Genomic DNA, 19,588 nt, shown 5'->3' on the forward strand with positions numbered 1-19,588 from the left:
ATATACGCTACCCAGGGGTGAAATTCGTGAGGGGTACCGTCCGATGGTATTTCCCTTGGTAGATGATTCGGGAAGGAGTTCGATCTGATGGACATCTATCACACCGAACAACTCAACAAAGGCCACGAAAACACCTTCAGACAATAGTAACTGATCCTCTGGTGCGTCTCGCTACGCTCCTTGCGCTCTGGTCCCGTTAGCCAGATAGATCCTGAGATCACCGTTGTCGTAAGGGCGGTCAACTGTTCTGTCTCGGTTAAAGCGCTGGAAGTCCTGTGGCGTGTACTTCCATCTCTGCGGGTAATCCGGGAACGTTTCCTGATAGAAGATACGGCCCTTTCTGTTGATCATGACGTACTTCCCGCTCTCGTAGTTCTGACCGAAGTACTGATTGGTGGTGTAATTGAAATGCGGTGGCAGAAACAGTTCCCAGAACGGCAACCCCTTATTTACACCGTGTTCTGCATGGTGGAACCGTCGGTACTCTATGTCGAAATGATAGAGCTCCTTGTCCCCGGTTTCGTGTTCGGTTAGCCAGTGGCTGCCCTCAACTTCCATCGCTGTGACCTGGTCGTTAGTCATCCCTGACAGTGGTGAGGGATACAATGTGAGCGTGGACAGCACGACGAGCACCAACACCGTGAGAGTGAGCACTGGCTTTGAACTGCGGGGAGTTAACGACTGGTTGCGCTGTCTGAGGTACCTCCAACAGATATGGAACAAGGGACCAAGCAGGAGCACTGCACCGATCTTGGCCACCTGCCAGGGACGCTCCTGTGTGACGATCAGATCAAGCAGAAGGAACACCAGCCCAACGGCACCGAACAAGCCTACGACTGCTCCCATCACGGTGGTTCGCGTATCCAGTGCGTATCGTTTCTTAACACTGAGCAGGAGGGCGATCCCGAACAAGCCCCCTCCAAGCGTAAACAGTATCAGTTCAGTTCCGAATCTGAACGTGATGAACCGAATAATGTCGAGCAGGGCAGGCGTGGCCTCTTGTGCGGTTTGGGCGTACGCCTGGACGGGTGCATCGTTGCTCTCTGATCCAAAGAGGACACGATAGATTGTGTCGAACCGTAGGATAACTCCGGGGAAGTTGGAGTACCAACTCACGATCACCGCAAGTGAGAGGCCGAAGGCGCTCGTCGGACTCCGATATACCGTCTTTACTCTCGGAATGTAACGCGCGATATAGTACAACATGAAGATCCCGGTGACGAACACAGCGGTTAGCGGGTGATAGAGGAGCATACTCAGGAGTGTGAGTACCAGAACCGCTCTGATTGCAGGAGCGGGATGCCGCTGACTCTTAAAGAAGAGATACAGCACGACCGGAACCAGTAGAATACTGAAATCGAATGGGCGAAATAGCAAATGGCTGTAGCCGAGTATCGGTAGCAAGACGAAGGGAAGACCTAGGAGGAACCCCCTTCGAGAATCTGCTACCTGAAAGAGCAAGTAAATCATGCCCCCGAAGTACACCGCGGAGAAAAACACCGGCGTCAGCATCGCGAGTGTCATCGTATCCAGTCCAGTCGCGTCGGCAGTGGCAAACACAAGCAGATGGGCGAGCGGGTAGATGTTAGCACCGGTGTTGCCGGTATTGACGATGTCCTGTACGTATCCGAGGTGCGTCAGCGGGTCGGCATCACCGTACATGATATATCCCCGTATGAGGGGCATCAATAGCAGTAACGCGTCGGTAGCTAACATCAGCAAGGTGCCGAAGACCCACGACCGTTCATTCGGGTTCCCGACGCTCCTAAATATCAGTAGCGAACCGGCGAACAGAGAGCCGATGACACAGCCCCAGAAGAAGGGAGGATATGAGTCATAGAGCGATATTTCGTATTCGGTGGCCGGAGGGGTTGTTAACACAAAAGCTGTTGCTATCAGAAGTAAGACGACGCCAGCGATTGCAATGGCTTCCGGGACTCGCAAATACCTGAAAACAGTTTGCTCGGAGTCTGCGCTCATGAATTCTTCCCGAAGGCGTTGCTCAACCAACTGGTGTCCGTGAAGACAGGCCTATTCCATATCGAGAGCGCATGCACCATTTGTGCTATGCGTCCGTAGAACGGTTCATATCATTGTTAGTACGCTCCTAACGTGATTTTAAATTCTGTAGCGTTTTGATTGATCTTCTGAAAATAAAAGACGGAAAAACACGACACGGCGCACTCCGTGTTACTCCACCGAGGGCGAGGGTGACAACAGGTACGTCTCTCAGACGCTCACGGATTTAGTAGCGGAGACGGACTCACCGTTACTGTCGACCACCGTAAGCGCGATACTGTAGTCACTCCCGGAAACCTGACCAATATTGAACATATCGATGTCCGAGGCCGTATTTCCGCTGACTTGCCACTGGACATTCTCTACCACGGTATCCGAGTCGGCAACATCGATATTGACCGACCGAAGGTCACTATCATTGCTGTACACGTCCCACACGACGGTGATGTCGGCTCTGCCGTCTCCTTTTTGCGATTCGGAGACGCTGAAACGACCGATCTGTGGTTTCAGGCTGTCCCCCGCTGCGGCCGCTGTGGCGGTAGCAGACGTGCCGTTTCCGCTGTTGTCGGTTGCGGTCAGCACGATGGTGTACTCGTTCCCGCTTTCACCGTCCCCACTCGCTGTTAGTTCAGTAGTCCCGGTCGCCGAATCACCCGATATATCGACACTCTTCGTATCTTCCTGCTCGTCGTCAGTTTCGTCGTACAGGCCCAGATCGACGGTCGAGAGGTCCCCGTCCGGATCGCTGACCTCCCAGTCGATCGCAAAGGCCGCGTCCGCGGTGTCAGTCTCGACCTCTGTGGCCGAGAGCTCGTTGGCAACCGGGCTGGAGCCACTATTGTCGGTAGTGAGGGTGATGCTACTCGAATCCGTGTTACCCGCTGAGTCAATTACTTTCGCGTCGAGCGTATGGCTTCCGTCTGACAGCGCTGTAGTGTCCCAGCTGTCCTCATAGTACCCCGTGTCCGAGTTGTACGACGCAGTCGACCAGGTGTCACCGTCGACGCGGTACTCTACTGTCGGGGAGCCGGCAGCGTCCTCGGCATCGGTAGCACTGATTTGCAGCGTGACCGTCCCGTCCAGCGTCTCATCGGAGAGGGGTTGGTGCCACGAGATTTCCGGCCTGGCATCCTCGAGCCTTGCTGGTTCACCGTTCGTACCGACGCTGAAGAAGTCATACAGCTGCGGGTCGCTCGACCAAGAACCGATCCCGCTCCACCCTGGGCCGGTGACATCCTCATCAGTGACGTCTATGTCCCAGGTGTCGGGCTCGGTGGTACCGTATCCCCAGTTCTTGGCTTTCACCGAGGAGCCATTGATGCGGAGCCGTAGATAGCTCCACTCATCGAGTGGATTGGAAGTGGCCGTCGTTTCGCCGAGTGTGGTCTGTGACCCGTTGAAGTCCTTCTCGACTCGGATTTTGATCTTCCCGTCGCTTCGAACGAACCACGTCGAGTAGCCCAGCATGTTTCCGGCGTCGTCGATACCACCTCTCCCGATCAAACGGCCCCAGCCGTCGTCACCGTTGTCTTCCGATCTGACCCGGACCAGTCCGAGTAGCTCAATGTCGGTGTGCTCACCGACATCGTCCCAGGACATAGCGTGCGAGTCATCTGAACTGGCGCTGAACTCGACGTACGCGTTGCCGGTGTTGGAATCGCCTGAAACGACCGACCAATCCGTGGAATCGCCGTCCCACTGAGGGGTCCAGTCGGGGAGGCTGCTCGGTGACGCTTCCACGGTCTCGGTCGTAGTTGTCTCTTCCTCGGTGCTGCTCTGACTTTTCACTCCCACCTCGTCCTCGCTCGGGACATCGACATCCAGCGGACTCCCCCCTGCGAGGTGAGTCCCGACACTGATATCTCCTGTACTTCCGACGCTACCGATGTTGCCGGTTGAGAGGGTGGTGATCGAACCGTACGAATCCTCGGTTTCGAACGCCTGCCCATTGGTGTCGTGAACTGATATCTCGCCAACGTCGACGTTCTTAAACGCTGCCCCCTGCCGGTCACGGATGACCTCGTTATCAGTGTACATGTTCGAACCGGCGAACGCGATCTGATCGCCGATCCACGTGATATCAGACGGGCCGCCCACCGTATCACGCACCTGGAACGCGTACGACGTGTGGTTTTTCGTCGATACGTGTTCCATATCTAACGTCACGCTGGTCTCTCCGCGGTCACCCAGGCTCTGGATGAAATGCCGACCGAGGAACCCATCGTTGGGTTCGTCCGGGAGCAGCGATTCCAGTTCCGATGTGTAGGCCGTGTGGTTGATACGTCGAAGTTCGACCGTCTCTCCGGCGGAGAGTTTGAGGAACTGGCTCCCTGTTCCGGCTGCGTACACGTTCCGGATTCGATATGTTCCGTCACCGTATCGAATGTTTACTGCACTTCCCGGACAGTTCTTTATTTTACAGTTCTCGATGACAGTGGTGTTACCTTTCGGTGTCTGAAGCGAGTCAAACGGGTGCGTATTCGACCCGCTGTCTTTGTGATATTCGATACCGATCCGATCAAAGGTACAGTACCTCGCTGATGAGAGGTACTGTCTACATCTAATCCCTCTCGTATAAGTATCAGTAATGCGAACGTTATACAGTGAGAACGACAGGGAATCACCGGCGAGAGCGAATCCGTCCGCTCCGCCACTGTGTTGATTGAGGTCACCCAGGTTCGGAGCGTTTACGTCTAGGGTGAGCCCACGGACTTCGACGTTCCCATGGTCTGCGTCCCCGTCGTAAATAAACGCCGTCTGGTTCGAGATAACTGCAGGATCCATGTGTTCCGTCACTGCGAGCGTGGATTTATCAGGGCCTGCACCGTAAACTGAGATACCACGCGGCTGACTCCCACCCAGCACTATAAGGCTGTATACCTCCTCACTACCGAAGTAGTACGTTCCTTCGGGAACGAATACAGATCCGTTCGGCCCAGCGGCATCCATTGCACTGTGAAGCGCGGCCAAGACTTCCTGTGCAGTTGAGAGGTCTGGGTCGCTCGGATTGTGGTCGGGGGCAACACCGTGATCGGTGATATCCTCGGCACCGTCGGGAACGTATGCTGGTCTGGTCATTGGAGACCTCCATAGCTAAACTCGCGGAACCTGTCCGGCCTGGTATCACCAGTTATCAATGTCCCCGCAGCGCTGGTTCCGTTCTTTTCGAGTACATCACCTATCGATTCGGCCGCGGGTACCGATTCACATCCGGTAAATAAATACCTAATCGCTGTTTTCGGCCCGGAGAGGCCATACGTGTCCGGATGTGCCATGGAGGCTCCTTGCCGGTTTTCCGCCCTATTAACAGCGCCCTCCTCAAAGTAATTCGATCTTAACATCCTGTACCGAATTCGACCCGACTACGGTATTATAAATTGTTACTTTATGTAGATATTTGATTGTCCGATACAACATCTTATGAATTACGTACTTACCAGTTCATGTTATCTCATTCAGACCGGGCAGTCCGAAAAGTACTGCAGGTTACCTCGATCCTCCGACAATCGACAAAGGTGACGTTATATGTAGCCGAGATGCTCTAACCGATCCTCGACGTCTGATTTCGAGGGCTTTTCTTGCCCTGTAATGCTCGCACTCGGGGTGCTCGTGTTGTGATCCGTAGCAGACGTAACCGCCCATGGGACCTTTTTGAGATCGGGATGAGGTATCCCCTCCGGATGTCCGTACTGCTTTACTTCTCCGAACAGTTCACCGTGATCAGCAGTGATGGCGACACGTTCCGCGTCTATGTTATTGAGCAGTCGGCGGATTGAGCCGAGGACCAGTCGAAGGTTATCAAGGTAATTCTCCCAGGCGTCCTGCGTGGATATCTCCCCGCGCTCGATAGCCTCCCATGGATGGTCCTCAGCCTCGGTGATATCTCGCTGTTCCCTGTATGCGGATGCCACGTGCGGACGATGAGGCTGATAATAATGGAGGATCATTTGCTCAGGTTCGAGCCTCCGTCCCGTCAAGATCGCATGATCGGTGACGATATTCGGCGGGATTGTATCGAAGTGGTCCTGGTACCGGTGGTTTCGTGAGAGCTGTTTTAATAACTTGAACTGATCTCCGTCGACCACGTTCCAATCCGCCCAGGTTACCGGCGTGACGTACTTCCGTGGTGGCCGTTTGCCCCCCTCGAATGTCGGTTGAGTGTGTGGATTCGTGGAGATATACACTGTCTCGGATATCTCATCGGCATGTTCTTCAGTAAAGGTCTTACAAAGCCACTCATGGGAAGAACTCCCCGTGGACCAGACGCTATCGACTCTATCGATGAACTCGAATTCGGATGCGACTTCTCGCAGGGCATCCACTCGACAGGCGTCTAGTACGATCAGTAGATCCCACTCCTTGTCATAGATATTTGTGCCGAAAGGGTACTGAGTGGTCAGCGAAAAATACACACCGTTGTAAGCCCCTCCTAAAAAATATCGGAGGCCCTCCTCGCCCCCATCCACTTGCCCTCCCGTTAGGGTATGTAGCCACTCGCGTATATTCGTCTTCACAGCCCTGACTTCCGCAGAGAATACTATAGTTATAAATCTTCTACCCGCGGTACAGCGGGTGGATCAACTGATACTCAATCATACGGTACAACATGTTTTCGCTCCGCTCAGACACCTTTGAAATATAATTTATATTGGCTGTTTCAATGAAAGATGACAGCGGGCGGGGTCGTCAGTATTAGATGCATACTTAATGAGAAACCCTGCCAGCTAATATTCATGTACCGTGCGGTCGTAAGCGCGATGAACCATCCAGACCCCTTCAATCCCTATATGGGGCTGTTCAATTTTCGATCAATCAGGGCACTGAGTGAGACAGAAACCGGTGTAGATGTCGTTACTCCCCGTCCGAGGGCACCTCCTGTTGGCCCCTACTCCGAGTTCGGTGAGATCCCTAGCCGACATGATTATAATTCTCACGAGGTCCATTACCCAAGATTCCTCTACTTATTACCTCAAAAGATATTCAAATATACACTGTCGTCGCGGTCGTTTGCCGAAATGCTCCCTGAATATATTTCAAAGAATTTCGAGACGCCGGATATTTGCCATGCTGGCCACATCCATTATGATGGATACGGGTTAGTTCCGTACTGCCGGAGTAACGACATTCCGCTGACGGTAATGGGTCGCGGGAAAATTCTGAACAACTTCTATGACTTCTCACAGATCAGTCGGAGAAAAATAAGTGAAACCCTCGGTTACGCCGACGGGATTTTCTGTGTGAGTAAGTCACTTGCCCGGATTGCCAACGATATCACCGAAACGCCGAAAGCTACCGTGCTCCCGAATGGGGCGAATCCATCGCGGTATCCGACTGATAACGAAGCGGCGATTCGGCAGGAACTGGGAATCGGTCAAGATATCACGCTCGTTATGTTCTGTGGCGGGTACACGGAACGTAAAGGAATCAATGAGATCTGTGAGGCGCTGGATGAGATTCGTAGTGATGACGTAGTGTTTGTTTTCGTCGGTCATTACGGTGATCTCCGTACAGAGCTTATCGGCGCACTCAAAACGAGCCACCACGATAATTATCGGGTTCTCTGGGAAGTCCCTCCGCTGGGACTCCGACGATGGTTTGCAGCCGCCGATATCTTCATGTTACCGAGCCACGCAGAAGGCCGACCGAACACGATATACGAGTCGATGGCCAGCGAAACCGCAGTTGTTGCCTCCGCTGTGTCCGGTATCCCGGAGCAGGTTGTGGACGGCGAGACAGGCATACTGATACCAAAAGAGGACGCTACTGCGCTTGCCTGTGCCCTGAACGATCTCATTCAGGATTCTGAAAAGCGAGAACGAATGGGAGCAAACGGCAAGGAACGGTTGGTCTCGAAGGGTTGGACATGGGAAGCACATGGTCAGCGGCTTGCAGACCTCCACGAATCGATCATCTCTGACGGCGAGCTCCCGGCGGCTGAAATCTTGGATTAGCGTCTGCTGGTAGTGGCTGGTCAGTCCGTGAAAACGTGCTCTTCAAGGAACCGCTCGTACTCATCAAACACTGGTTGCGGCGAGAAGTCGTCGGCGCGGGATCTTAACCGATCCGGATCAGGGGGGTCAGCAAGCGTATCACGGACTGCGTCGGCCATTCCATCCACGTCTCCCACAGGGACAAGTGTTCCATAGGTCCCGTCGGAAAGGATTTCTCGTGGGCCACTCGGGCAGTCCGTCGATACGATCGGACACCCGACGGTTAAACACTCGATCAGGACCGTGGGTAACCCTTCGTATTGCGAGGAGAGGAGGAAGGTGTCGGCCTGGGCCATGTACCTGTACGGGTTATCGACGTATCCGGGGAGCGACACTACGTCAGATAACCCGCGCTGCTCAACTGCCGCCAGTATTTCCTCCCGACACGGCCCTTTACCTGCAACGATAGCGCGTGCGTTTGAGTTCTCCTCGGCAACCCGCTCGAACGCCCGGATCCATCCATCCAGGTTCTTCTGACCGGCGTGGCGCCCAACGAAAAGAACCACATCTCGATCATTGTTTTCCACCCAGTCGTGATCGACTGGTTGTGTGGCCCGCTCACGGATCCGTTCGACATCCACTGGATTGTGCAGTACTGAAACGTCCGATCTGTTTACCGGAGTCCGGTCAACGATGCTCTCTGCGACGCCTTCCGAGACACTAATGATTCGATCCGAAGCGGGATAGAGTCGCGGCACGATGCGTCTGACGATCCGGTCCTTCGGTGTCGCTTCAACCTCATGCCCGAACGCGGAGTGTTGCGTTGGAATAACGGTGGTTTCGATGTCGAGGAGTCTATTTATCGCTAGACAGACGATACTCGGATGTTCCAGGTGCGGGAACAACGCTGCCGGTTCCTGTTTGTGTAAGTATGAAACGAGAAACGGGAGGTGTGCGGCCACTCCGACTACTGGTGTCGTCGATGGCGGCAGCTCGACGATAGATACCTGTTCGGACAGTTCCGACCGGAGCTCGCCGCTAGCCCGTGAGAGGAGGAGGTCAATGTCGTACCCGCGTACCGCTAGTCCGTTCGCGATTGTGATTGCCACTTGCTCCGCACCACCGACGGAGAGGTCCGGAATAAAAAAAGCCAGTAGTGGTCGGCCGCTCTCCGTCGCGACCGAAGTACTTTGCTCGGCCCTTGTTGGCACAACGAGACCATCATCGTCCGGAAGCGTCGGCTCGTCCATCGTTGTCGTGGTGCCGTTGTATATTCTTTGTTAGTCACTGGATTCGTTCCGTGACAAATTATATCTCTCCAGTGCTGTCCTGACCGGGTCTGGCGGATCTAATTGTTACAACCACATCAGGTGGACTGTCTGTTCGAGATGAGCGTTGATTTGCCTGCTTCGTTGGCGAACAGATTACAGGTCCGACAGACGCAAAAGAGTCTTTTCAATGGATTCCGCACAAATCGGCCATCAACTGTTGAAAATACAGTTTGGCGACCGATATCCGGTAAGAGTAGGCGTTACACAGCTACAGACTTGGTCGGGTCCTACTATACAAGTGTTGTGTCGGACAACCTCCGGCGCAAGGACGCAGCCAACTCGTAGGTCCGCTTCCCTCCCAGGGAAGGGAGCAGATGGGGGTAGACAGGACGGTAAAGTGGATTGGCAAGAAAGGCCAGTAGGAAGTACTTACGAGCCTCATTGTACCGTCCGGCACGTATTGCTGAACGTGCGAGCGAGCGTCGCATGGACGCGAGAAATGTCCGCTCGTAGTACGGGCCGTACTCTGCCGCGAGGCCGCCATGTTTCTCGACAAAAAGCGGATAGGCGACATCCCGCTTCTGTTCGAAGTTCGCCGTGATGCTATCTCCCCGTCCGGTCTGGCGATAGGTAAGCGTCTCCTCGACTGGTTGAAACTCACAGGACTGTGCGAGCCTGAAGAACCATTCCCGGTCCTGCCATGCTGGAAACCTTTCGTCGGGCAGTCCGGCATCAGCAATCGCCCCAGTGTCCACCAAGACCGAGGAGAACTGTCCGAAGTTCGCGCCGGTCAACAGGTCAGTGATAACCTCCCCGGCTGCGGTCGGAGTCGAAACTGTGGTTCCGGACGCGCTCTCCCGTTTGACCCACGTGTAGACGACCCCTGTCTCGGCAGGGGATTCCCTGAAAACATCGACCTGCTTCCTGAGCTTTGTTTCGTCCCACTGGTCATCATCGTCGAGAAAGGCGACATAATCGCCATTTGCAGTCTGAATACCCGTGTTCCGGGCAACGTTTGCCCCCCTGTTTTCTTCGTGACGGATGATCGTAATCCGCTCGTCGTTCAAGAGCTCCTCGTCCAATGTTGTCGCTACAGGTGTTGGAGAGCCGTCGTCAACGACGAGAAGCTCGATCCGCTCGTACTGTTGATTGCGTACGCTATTAATCGCGGCCGGCAAGTGCTTGTCGCGTCCGTATGTGGGGATAACTACACTCACAAGCGGGGTCTCACTATCGATGTTCCTTGCCTCCGACATGTTAGTTTTAATTTACAATTTGTACGTCGAGATATTTAAGTACAACATTGTTACCGGCGTCATTTCGTCACCAGACGTGATACACCAGTTCTGGCATTGCTGCCGAAAGATGATTGTAAGCGAAGTTACCATAGGCTACAGGAAAGATCATACCCAACCAACCGGAACTGTGGGAGTTAGCTAGTGTATTATCGATCGCAACGACAGGTATTTAGGAGAATTACTATTTGGTGGGTCCCAATATACACAAGCACCCAACCTCTATGTCGATGACTGAGTGGGTCTCATCCATGTCGATGCCAGAACCTGCCCAGAGCCGGTTCCAGTGGTTTCTGATCTCGTCCGTGATCCTGGGAAGTGTCTCGTTCTTTGCCCTCTGGGCAGTGGACATCGCCAGACTTCGCATCTACCTTGTCGCGATGTTTCTGAGTTTGCTCGTAACTAGTGAGCTGTTCCCGCCGCTGGCGGACGAGCAATGGTGGCGTCGTCTACAGATCGTCAAGATCGGCGGCTGGCTGGTCACTCTCTCTCTCCTGTTTGAGCGGGTTGTCGCAGTGATATAGCAGCGGGAATGCTGACAATGCGTGACCCTGTCAACGTCCTCGACTGCATGTACTGGTACTCTCCTGTCCTGTTCGGCCACTACCCTGAGACGACGAAATCCGCCAGCATACGGCAGTTTGTTGCATCCTTTTGCATTGCTTCATTTATATGCTAAATTGTACTACGGGATATTGTCGCGGACAACATCCATCTGTTACACGGAGCTAGCCCCTCTTTCAATCACTGGTGACGGTCACCCACAGATGCGTACGCCGATACGCGTTCTCTGGGCGAGGATTCGCCCCGACCGGTGCTTCGTTACGGTACAGCAGATACGACACGCGGATGTTTTCACCGGTTAGCGTGGGGGACATCTCGTGGGTCCGGGTAAGCGTTTCACCCGCCGCGACACGACTACTAAACCGGTCGGTGCGTGCCGTGGCCAGGACGGTGCCGTTCTCGATTCTCTGTGCGATGACGACGACGGTGTAATTTTGCTCTTCTCCTTCGTGGTTCCCGATAGAGACCTGAACAGTTCGTGAACTGCCGAGCGGGATCTCTGACGGGTACTCGGATGCAACGGGGTCCCCGCTGGCGGATTCAGTTACAAGTGCGAATTCGGTGAACTGTTCGCCCCGTTCTGCTGACAGGGCCGCGTACCCGATACCGGTCCCGGAGACGAGAAGCCCGAGCACGAGAAAAATGTGAAGCATCGGTACCCTCTCTGACGGTAGTATGGACGGTCTGGCCCACGCAGTCTTCGCCCACCGTATGGGATTGAAACGCTCGTCTTTCGACACTCGTAGCCGTCGGATCACCGCGGCGACCGTGAGGAGCACAGTCGTTCCTCCGATAGAGAGCTGATATAGTCCCGTGCTAGCACCGAGCGACAGCAGGACCAACCCGAGTCCAACGAGAGGGACCAAGCAGACACTGATTCCGATTGCCAGAACAAGCCGTTCGCCGGCAGAGATTCGCCCCGCCCGATCATTGAATAGCCCGTCAGTCTCAGGGGCACCGCTTGGGAACAACAGGGCCACCAGAGCGTATCCCGGTGCAATAAGGACCGCTCCTAGGCCTAAAAAAGCCTGTGCGGCTGACTGTCCGACGTAACCCTGGGCAGCGGCGAGATGCCAGAGGCCGAGAGATCCGACCAGCAGAAGATCAATCGGGAGTGTCTCAACCCCGATGTTCGCATCTGCGTCAGGTGCCATTACCGGCAGATGTGTGCGTAGTAATAAAATTAGATAGTTACTACTGGTGCATGTAACCGAGCCGCATCGAGCGCAAATAATCATTTGACCGGAAAAAGACGTCGGGAGAAAGTCGCAGCCCTCAGCGAATTGTCACTGAGAAATGCCCATTCTCAATTCGCCTTCCGCTGGTTTCAAAGAGACTGAAACGCTATTTCCTGGTGAGTAGGCGAACATCTAATCGAAACTGGTAGATTTACTCTCGCAAATTTTTATTCGAGACCGAGCCGGCAGTGCTTATCGACACCGGTCACTCGGTCGCTGTGACTGGTTCCCTGACAGGGAGTTCCGGAACCGCATCGACGATCTCACGGGCGGCTGTCCCGTCCCCGAAAGGCGTCGTCCAATCGCCAGTCTTTCCCCGCATCTGCGTCGCCGCAGCAACGATGCTACTCGGTTCTCGGCCGGCTACGCAGTTGGCACCCACAAAGGCTGTCTCGGGGCGTTCAGTCCCATATCTGAGCGTCACACATGGCGTCCCGAGGATGCTCGTTTCTTCCTGAACCCCGCCCGAATCGGTGAACACTACGTCTGCAGTGCTCTCCAGTCGAAGGAAATCAAAGAATCCCAGCGGCTCGACGAGGCGGACTCGATCAGGGACCGTGATGCCGAACGCTTCGAGTCGGTCCTTCGCTCGGGGATGGATCGGGTAAATTACCTCCCGCTCGGCTCGGGCGCTTGCCCGCGCAACACCGCTAAGAATCCGCTCGAATGCGTCCCGGTCGTCAACTGTCTCCGCCCGGTGAGCAGTCAGAAGGTCGAACTTCCCCGCAGCAATACCGAGTTCACTCAGAATCCGGCTTTCGTTTGCGGCCTCTTTATCGTACGTTTCGACTGCATCGACAATCGTGTTTCCCGTAACTGTGATGCGATCCTCAGGGATCCCTTCTTCCCGGAGCAGCGTCGCCGTCTCCGCGGTGGGTGGAAAGAGGTAATCTGAGATGTGATCGATGATGACCCTGTTTGTCTCTTCGGGCATATCATCATCGAAGCTCCGAAGTCCTGCCTCGACGTGGGCCACGTCGACATCCATTTTACTGCCCGCGAGAGCACCTGCGAGCGTCGAGTTCGTATCCCCTTGAACACACACGACCGTGGGTTCGGTCTCCTGAAATTCCTCCTCGATGCCAGCGAGCATCGCACCGGTCTGAGCCCCATGGTCGTCAGAGCCGATTTCGAGGTTCGTATCCGGTGGTGATAGACCGAGTTGTCGGAAGAAGACGGTATCTAGCGAATCTGAGTAGTGCTGCCCAGTGTGGATGATATGTGTGTCGATACCACGCCAGTGGCATTCCTGGATTACCGGTGCTAACTTGATGATCTCTGGACGCGTTCCAAGGACGAATCCAACAGTACTGTCAGTCATTGTTGTACCTGGTTTGGCAGGCCGAACGTCCGATAGTAGGGGCATCCGGGCAATCTCATACCGGTTGCGTGAGTAGCAAACAGGATTTGTTATAGGCTTCCTACGCCGATGATGGCACAACCAATCGCAAGAGAGTTCGTCGCCACCGGAGAACGGGCCTAAATCGTCCGAACATCGAACCCGTGTTCAGTCCACTGCTCTACATCGATTACATCGACAGGATCAACCACAGTTCGGCCCGCCATCTTCGACCTGATATCTGCAGGGTTGAGATCTGCGAACTCGTCGTGTGCCGCGCCGAATACCACCGCATCAGCGTCGTTAACCGCAGTTTCAAACGAAACGAGCTGTAGCCTCTGATCCGTCGCCCGAGGGTCGTGGATGGTGACTGACCCCTCATCCCAGCCACCATCCATGGCCGGCCGTGTCTTCGTGGAGACATTACCGAGTAGTTTCGCTATCTCCAACCCAGGGCTATTTCGAGTGTCGCTGACGTTACCTTTGTACGTGATTCCGAGGACAGCCACAGACGTGTCTCGGAGCGAGTCGACGGCGTCCTCGAGTATGCTGATGACGTGCTCTGGCATTCGGTCATTGACTCGATTCGCTATGTCGATTAGCTCCGTCGCGGCTGTGTCGTCACTCAAGAAATGTGGGTCGACAGGTAGACAGTGCCCTCCAACGCCGGGACCCGGGCTCAGAATATCGACCCGTGGATGGTTGTTTGCGAGACTGATCGCGGAACGTACGTCAATACCGTAATTATCTGCGAGTAACGCGAGCGTGTTAGCATAGGCGATACTGACGTTTCGCTCGGCGTTTTGCGCCAGTTTCACAAACTCGGCTGTCGTCGGGTCAGGGGCAACGTGAATCTCCCCGGTGGTAAGTGGCTCGTAGAGCGACTTGATAGCTCCTACAGAGGTTTCGTCCACGCCCCCGATGATTCGATCGTTGGTCCGGAGTTCGGTGAGTGTATTCCCTGGCATCACTGTTTCAGGCGTGTACCCCAAACGTACATCCTCACCGATGTCGAGATCACCTCGGGAGATGATCGGAGCCAGGATCCCGGTTGTGGTTCCAGGCGGCACCGTCGATTCCAGAACTACGGTGTCGTCATCCCTGAGAACGTTAGCCACGTTTCGTCCGGCGTCTTTTACATAGGTCAGGTCTGCCTCGTCATTCATTTCGTCGTACGGTGTCGGCACACAGATTATATGCACATCAGCAGGTCGCGGGCGACGGCTCAGTGTTAAATTGCGCTCCAGCGCATCCTGGATGTACGTCTCAAACTCCGGCTCGCTGACTTTCGGCTCACCTTCGTTGAGACGATTGATCACCTTTTCGTTGACATCGAATCCGATGACATCGGTGCCAGCGTTGGCGAAGAGAGATGCTGTCGCAAGCCCGATATATCCGAGTCCGTGTACACAGATACTCATGTTTCTGATCCCCCCCATGGTTTCCTGCTTGATTGACAGCGCTGTCTCTGCTCCCGAAATTCGGGTATGGGTTCGTGCCCCATTGGTTTACGAATCATATACGTTTCCCTTTGTTATGCAGAAGTTGTGGGCAGTTAGCGACTATACGCCCTGGTAAACCCGGACCTGATAGGGAGCGATACACAACCTAATGCAGCTGATAACTACTCGAAAAGTCACCTACTGGCGGTATAGCCCCAAGGAGTGAAGAACAATTCCAGTCAGTGAAGCGAGGATGCCAATGATCGCGAAGGAAGTGCTGGCCAAAGCGTGCCCAAGCGGGAAACTCCCGGTCTGGAGATAGTTGAACATCGTGAGGTACGTAAACACAATCCCGATGAGAATGCAGGAGACACCGGGAATACCGAGCAACACGATAGGGTGTTCTCGCTCAACCCTCCGAATGATGTTTCTAACGAGGGTGAGTCCGTGCTCAAGTGGGCCGATACTGTTCGAAGCTTCCACGTCGTAATCTATCGTCGTCGGAACCTCTGTGATCTGGTAGCCGTTGGAGTGTGCGTGGTACAGAATATTTGTGCTTGCATCCATCCGATCACCGATCGAGTTATCGGCTGCAAGCGAACTTATCGCCGCTGGACTATACGCCCGGAACCCGCTCTGTGTGTCGCTGATCTGTTTGGACGGCGTGAGGGTTCCGAGGCTGAGGTTAGTCATGAGATTGACCGCGAACAGACCAAAGTGTCTGTATAACGGTATCTCGGTTTCGGCAGCCTCATCGAACCGATTACCGATGACGATCTCCGCCCCTGACTCTCGCTGCTGTTCGATCAATTCCGGGATATCACTTGGGTCGTGCTGCCCGTCGGCGTCAAGAACGACCAAGTAGTCGGCGTCACCCCGGTTAGCCTGCTGAAAAATACTGTTGAGCGCACCGCCGTATCCGACGTTGCGGTCGTGCTCGTACACCGTCGCGCCGGCCGCTTTTGCGACTTCGACAGTGTCGTCAGTGCTCCCGTCGTCGACTACCAGAACGGTGTCGGCGTATTCCTTGGCTGCGTTCACTACTGTCCCAATCGTTGCCGCTTCGTTGTACGCCGGGATTCCGACCATAACCGTTGGATCAGGGTCGGTGACCGGTTCGAGACGGGCATCGATGCTGAAGTCCTCGGTAGTCCGCAGGGCTTTCCGGCTTGCTTGGATATTGACTGACCCCTTCTCTTTGCCGTGGTACACGAGCCCCGGATATCCTGCTTGCCTAGCGTACAGTCGTAACCGTTCGCGGGGGGTATCCATCTCAGCCAGATTCCCGGATGGGACAATCACCTCTGCATCGAGCCAGCGGGCAAAGGTGAGTGCTTGGAGGTCAGCGTCGGCAGCTGCTGTAACGATTGCCTGGTGTGCCCGCGAGTGTATGCGAAGAATCTCAGCCGCGATCCACTCGGCGTTTGATTCGGTCGCGACCAATCCCACTGCAGGCAGGTTCTTCGAAAGTTCACGGATACCATCATTTGCGGGCGACTGCTGGATTTTATCCGACATCTCAGTCCCACTCCGGAACCGCTCTCGATGGCGGCCACTCGGTATGGTCGTCCACACGCTCCGGTACGCGTATTTGTATCATTGTGCCGGGTAGTCGACTCCGTTGTGTTCCGCCGTGTACGAGTCACTGTATTGTTATTCTCAGCTTTCCGGGGCTTACGCTATCCTGTGCTATTTGCAGTGAGCAGGTAACAAAGTCTAAGACAGACTGGACGAGTGTGGCACGTCCCGTATCTGTTCAGCAGGATTTAATTCGATACACGGCCTGTGATACGAAGATGACGCTCTCGGAAGACGATAGGTATGTGTACGAATAACTTAAAACGTGACACTCTATATACGAATGACATGTCTATGGATAATGTCAGCGGATGCCAGGTTCTGGTCACTGGTGGCGGGGGGTTCATTGGAAGTCATCTAACGTCAGCACTGGCGGCGGACAACCACGTGCGAGTGCTTGACGACTTTTCGACCGGGCAGCGAGCAAACCTCCCGGAGGACGTGACTATCATAGAGGGAGACGTTCGAGATGCGGCGACAGTCAACGCTGCCATGGAAGACGTTGACATAGTTTTTCATGAGGCTGCGATGGTTAGTGTCCCAGAGTCAATCGAGCAACCAGTCGACTGTCACGAATTAAATGGATCGGCGACAGTCACCGTTTTTGACTGTGCTCGCCGGCAGGATGCTCGGGTAGTGTTCGCGTCAAGTGCTGCTGTGTACGGCAATCCCGATGCGGTCCCAATCAGAGAAGACGCACCGACCGATCCAACCACTCCATACGGGATTGAGAAACACCTCGGTGAGCAGTATGCACGATTTTATTCCGAGCGGTACGGCTTGCCCACCGTCCCGTTGCGATATTTCAATGTCTATGGACCGCGTGGGCTAGATGGAGAATACGCCGGCGTAATTGGCACATTTATCCGGCAAGCTCAGGCTGGCGACCCACTAACAGTTGAGGGCGACGGGACCCAGACACGGGATTTCGTCCATGTCGACGATGTCGTGCGTGCGAACCTCCACGCAGCTACGACTGATACTGTCGGCCGTCCGTTCAACGTCGGAACCGGACAGAGCATCACGATCAACGAACTCGCCAAAACCGTCCGAGACGTCGTTGGTGCGGATATAGCAATAAACCACGTTCCCAAGCGCAAGAACGATATCGAACAGAGCGAGGCAGATCTCAGAAACGCACGCGAACTGCTCGGGTATAAACCAACAGTATCCCTTCGCGAAGGCCTCATAGCAACGCTTACTGCCGAATAAGTGTGAGCCTCTCCTATAGCTGACAAAATTATACCATCAAAATATGCGTAAATAGCAACAGACAAGCTATTTATTTCGTCCTGTTGGTAGGCAAGTAGGACGTATTTACTTCATCAATTTGAGTGGGCCCCTTTCTGATCTCGTGCTATTGAAAATATACCGTTGTAAGACGCCTTCTAACACTTATCCTACTCAGAACCATTGAACTCACTCTCACGGTACACACTGAAACGTGGTGTACTACTGAAGGCGTCTGAACGAATGCAGTACGAGCGGACCAGCGCGTGCATGGTGTTGACCGCGACAACAAACAGCCACTCCTGTAGGAATTGACGGATGGACGCTATAAGCCGACAATATATAGCCGTATTTCGAGTGTATGATTGTATATCTGTGATATATATGTGCAGTAGAACGTGGCCATTCAGAGATTCACAGAATCCGTGACTATATGCCTACTTTAATTGCATACCGGGTGTATCCCAGTCCGCCACCCGGAGTATGAACGGACGGCCCCACAATCGATCCCACATTTGAAGTCCAGCCTGTTTCGGACGGTGCTGTCCGGCACTTCGACTGGACACATACTTTTTTAATAGTACGGCCGGCACTTTGATATACCGATCAGATGTCGTCAGACAACGCCACACAGCCACTGACACGTGCAGCCTCGCATCTCAGAACACTCGAACTCGATGGCAAGTCCTGGATCACCGGTGTCGCCATCAACGGCCTCCTGGCAGAGGGGAGCGAACAGTCCGTCGAGACCGCCAGGGATCTCGTCGACAGAGCCGTCGCAACGCAGGACGACGATGGCCAGTTGGGATACGGCCCGAGCTATCCTATCGAGGTTTTCAGTCACGGTCGAGAGTACGAAGCGAGCTGGGAACTCACAGTGAAGAAATGCATGAACACCAACAACACAACCGCTATCGGCCACGGCGTGCTCGACTTCTACGAGCGGACGGGTGACGAGCGATACCTGGACGCAGCGAGCGGAGAGTACGAGTGGCTCGAATCAGTCGACCGGACGGACAGCGGTGGCATCCCCCATCACGACCCGGAGGTAGCTGGGATCAAGTCCCTGTGGATCGACTCGGTGTATATGATGTGCCCGTTCTTCAGCCGCTACGCCGAGGCCGCTGACGAACCAGCGGCTCACGACCAAGCCGTCAGGCAGTACCTGGTCCACGCTGAGCATCTTCGGGACCCCCGAACTGGACTGTTTCGTCACATCTGGGTCGAGACGCCGGACCACTACCCCCAGGGGACGTTCTGGGCGCGGGGCAACGGCTGGGCCGCCGCTGCGGCCGTCGAGATCCTCGACCGCCTGCCGGCAGACCACGACCAACGTGAGGAACTGATCGACCAGTTCAAAGACCACTGCGAGAGCTTGCTCCCCTTACAGGACGGAAGCGGCTTCTGGCACAATCTCGTCGACGATACGGATACGCCGCTTGAATCCTCCGGAACGCTGATGTTCGCCTACGCCTTCAATCGCGGGATCGATCTCGGGCTCCTCGACGAGTCTCAGTACCGCGATGTGGCGGATGATGCGCTCGATGCGGTGACGCGTGTCGTCGATGACGAAGGAGCGGTCGGTCGCGTCGCCGGTCCCCCGGGCGGCCCCGAAGCGCCGCTGACAGTGACGCCATACGGCCAGGGCTGGTATCTGATGGCGGCAGACAGCGCCCGCTGAC

The 19,588-nt window shown here is 54.8% G+C and carries 13 protein-coding genes; 4 read left to right on the forward strand and 9 right to left on the reverse strand.

Features of this window, described 5'->3' with window-relative positions; all coding sequences use genetic code 11:
- Positions 1-171: 171 nt before the first annotated feature.
- The 3 genes from ACY9XZ_RS14485 to ACY9XZ_RS14495 all read right to left on the reverse strand — a co-directional run bounded on the left by ACY9XZ_RS14485 (position 172) and on the right by ACY9XZ_RS14495 (position 6,485).
- On the reverse strand, positions 172-1,980 hold the full coding sequence (locus ACY9XZ_RS14485; protein ID WP_463457730.1) for a hypothetical protein: 1,809 nt from the start codon (positions 1,978-1,980) through the stop codon (positions 172-174).
- Between the two features lie 249 nt (positions 1,981-2,229).
- On the reverse strand, positions 2,230-4,368 hold the full coding sequence (locus ACY9XZ_RS14490) for an Ig-like domain-containing protein (protein WP_463457731.1): 2,139 nt from the start codon (positions 4,366-4,368) through the stop codon (positions 2,230-2,232).
- A gap of 1,172 nt (positions 4,369-5,540) precedes the next feature.
- Positions 5,541-6,485: an alkaline phosphatase family protein gene (locus ACY9XZ_RS14495; RefSeq protein WP_463457732.1), complete on the reverse strand. Its 945-nt coding sequence runs from the start codon at positions 6,483-6,485 to the stop codon at positions 5,541-5,543.
- 201 nt (positions 6,486-6,686) lie between these two features.
- Here ACY9XZ_RS14495 and ACY9XZ_RS14500 point away from each other — a divergent pair, with 201 nt between their 5' ends.
- A complete protein-coding gene (locus ACY9XZ_RS14500) occupies positions 6,687-7,970 on the forward strand; it encodes a glycosyltransferase family 4 protein (protein WP_463457733.1) in 1,284 nt (427 codons plus the stop codon).
- A gap of 20 nt (positions 7,971-7,990) precedes the next feature.
- Here ACY9XZ_RS14500 and ACY9XZ_RS14505 read toward each other — a convergent pair whose 3' ends face one another.
- Together ACY9XZ_RS14505 and ACY9XZ_RS14510 are read right to left on the reverse strand one after the other, a co-directional pair.
- The gene (locus ACY9XZ_RS14505; RefSeq protein ID WP_463457734.1) at positions 7,991-9,199 is read right to left on the reverse strand and encodes a glycosyltransferase; all 1,209 of its coding nucleotides are present in this window, start codon (positions 9,197-9,199) and stop codon (positions 7,991-7,993) included.
- A 311-nt stretch (positions 9,200-9,510) separates the two neighbouring features.
- A complete protein-coding gene (locus tag ACY9XZ_RS14510; RefSeq protein WP_463457735.1) occupies positions 9,511-10,476 on the reverse strand; it encodes a glycosyltransferase family 2 protein in 966 nt (321 codons plus the stop codon).
- A 290-nt stretch (positions 10,477-10,766) separates the two neighbouring features.
- Between ACY9XZ_RS14510 and ACY9XZ_RS14515 the strand changes: the two genes are divergently transcribed.
- Entirely contained in the window at positions 10,767-11,039 is a 273-nt protein-coding gene (locus ACY9XZ_RS14515; RefSeq protein WP_463457736.1) for a hypothetical protein, read from the forward strand.
- 216 nt (positions 11,040-11,255) lie between these two features.
- Here the strand turns inward: ACY9XZ_RS14515 and ACY9XZ_RS14520 are convergent, their stop codons facing one another.
- The 4 genes from ACY9XZ_RS14520 to ACY9XZ_RS14535 all read right to left on the reverse strand — a co-directional run bounded on the left by ACY9XZ_RS14520 (position 11,256) and on the right by ACY9XZ_RS14535 (position 16,616).
- Positions 11,256-12,233 (reverse strand): DUF1616 domain-containing protein, encoded by a 978-nt coding sequence (locus tag ACY9XZ_RS14520; RefSeq protein WP_463457737.1) that lies wholly within the window; start codon positions 12,231-12,233, stop codon positions 11,256-11,258.
- Between the two features lie 289 nt (positions 12,234-12,522).
- The gene (wecB, locus tag ACY9XZ_RS14525; protein WP_463457738.1) at positions 12,523-13,638 is read right to left on the reverse strand and encodes a non-hydrolyzing UDP-N-acetylglucosamine 2-epimerase; all 1,116 of its coding nucleotides are present in this window, start codon (positions 13,636-13,638) and stop codon (positions 12,523-12,525) included.
- A 158-nt stretch (positions 13,639-13,796) separates the two neighbouring features.
- Positions 13,797-15,077, reverse strand: coding sequence for a nucleotide sugar dehydrogenase (locus ACY9XZ_RS14530; RefSeq protein WP_463457739.1), 1,281 nt, complete (start codon positions 15,075-15,077; stop codon positions 13,797-13,799).
- Positions 15,078-15,296: 219 nt separating this feature from the next.
- Positions 15,297-16,616: a glycosyltransferase family 2 protein gene (locus ACY9XZ_RS14535; protein ID WP_463457740.1), complete on the reverse strand. Its 1,320-nt coding sequence runs from the start codon at positions 16,614-16,616 to the stop codon at positions 15,297-15,299.
- A gap of 348 nt (positions 16,617-16,964) precedes the next feature.
- Here ACY9XZ_RS14535 and ACY9XZ_RS14540 point away from each other — a divergent pair, with 348 nt between their 5' ends.
- Both ACY9XZ_RS14540 and ACY9XZ_RS14545 read left to right on the forward strand, forming a co-directional pair.
- Entirely contained in the window at positions 16,965-17,888 is a 924-nt protein-coding gene (locus ACY9XZ_RS14540; protein ID WP_463457741.1) for an NAD-dependent epimerase/dehydratase family protein, read from the forward strand.
- 628 nt (positions 17,889-18,516) lie between these two features.
- Positions 18,517-19,587 (forward strand): glycoside hydrolase family 88/105 protein, encoded by a 1,071-nt coding sequence (locus tag ACY9XZ_RS14545; protein WP_463457742.1) that lies wholly within the window; start codon positions 18,517-18,519, stop codon positions 19,585-19,587.
- Position 19,588: the final 1 nt, after the last annotated feature.

The sequence above is a fragment of the Haloarcula sp. HT12 genome (assembly GCF_055271655.1).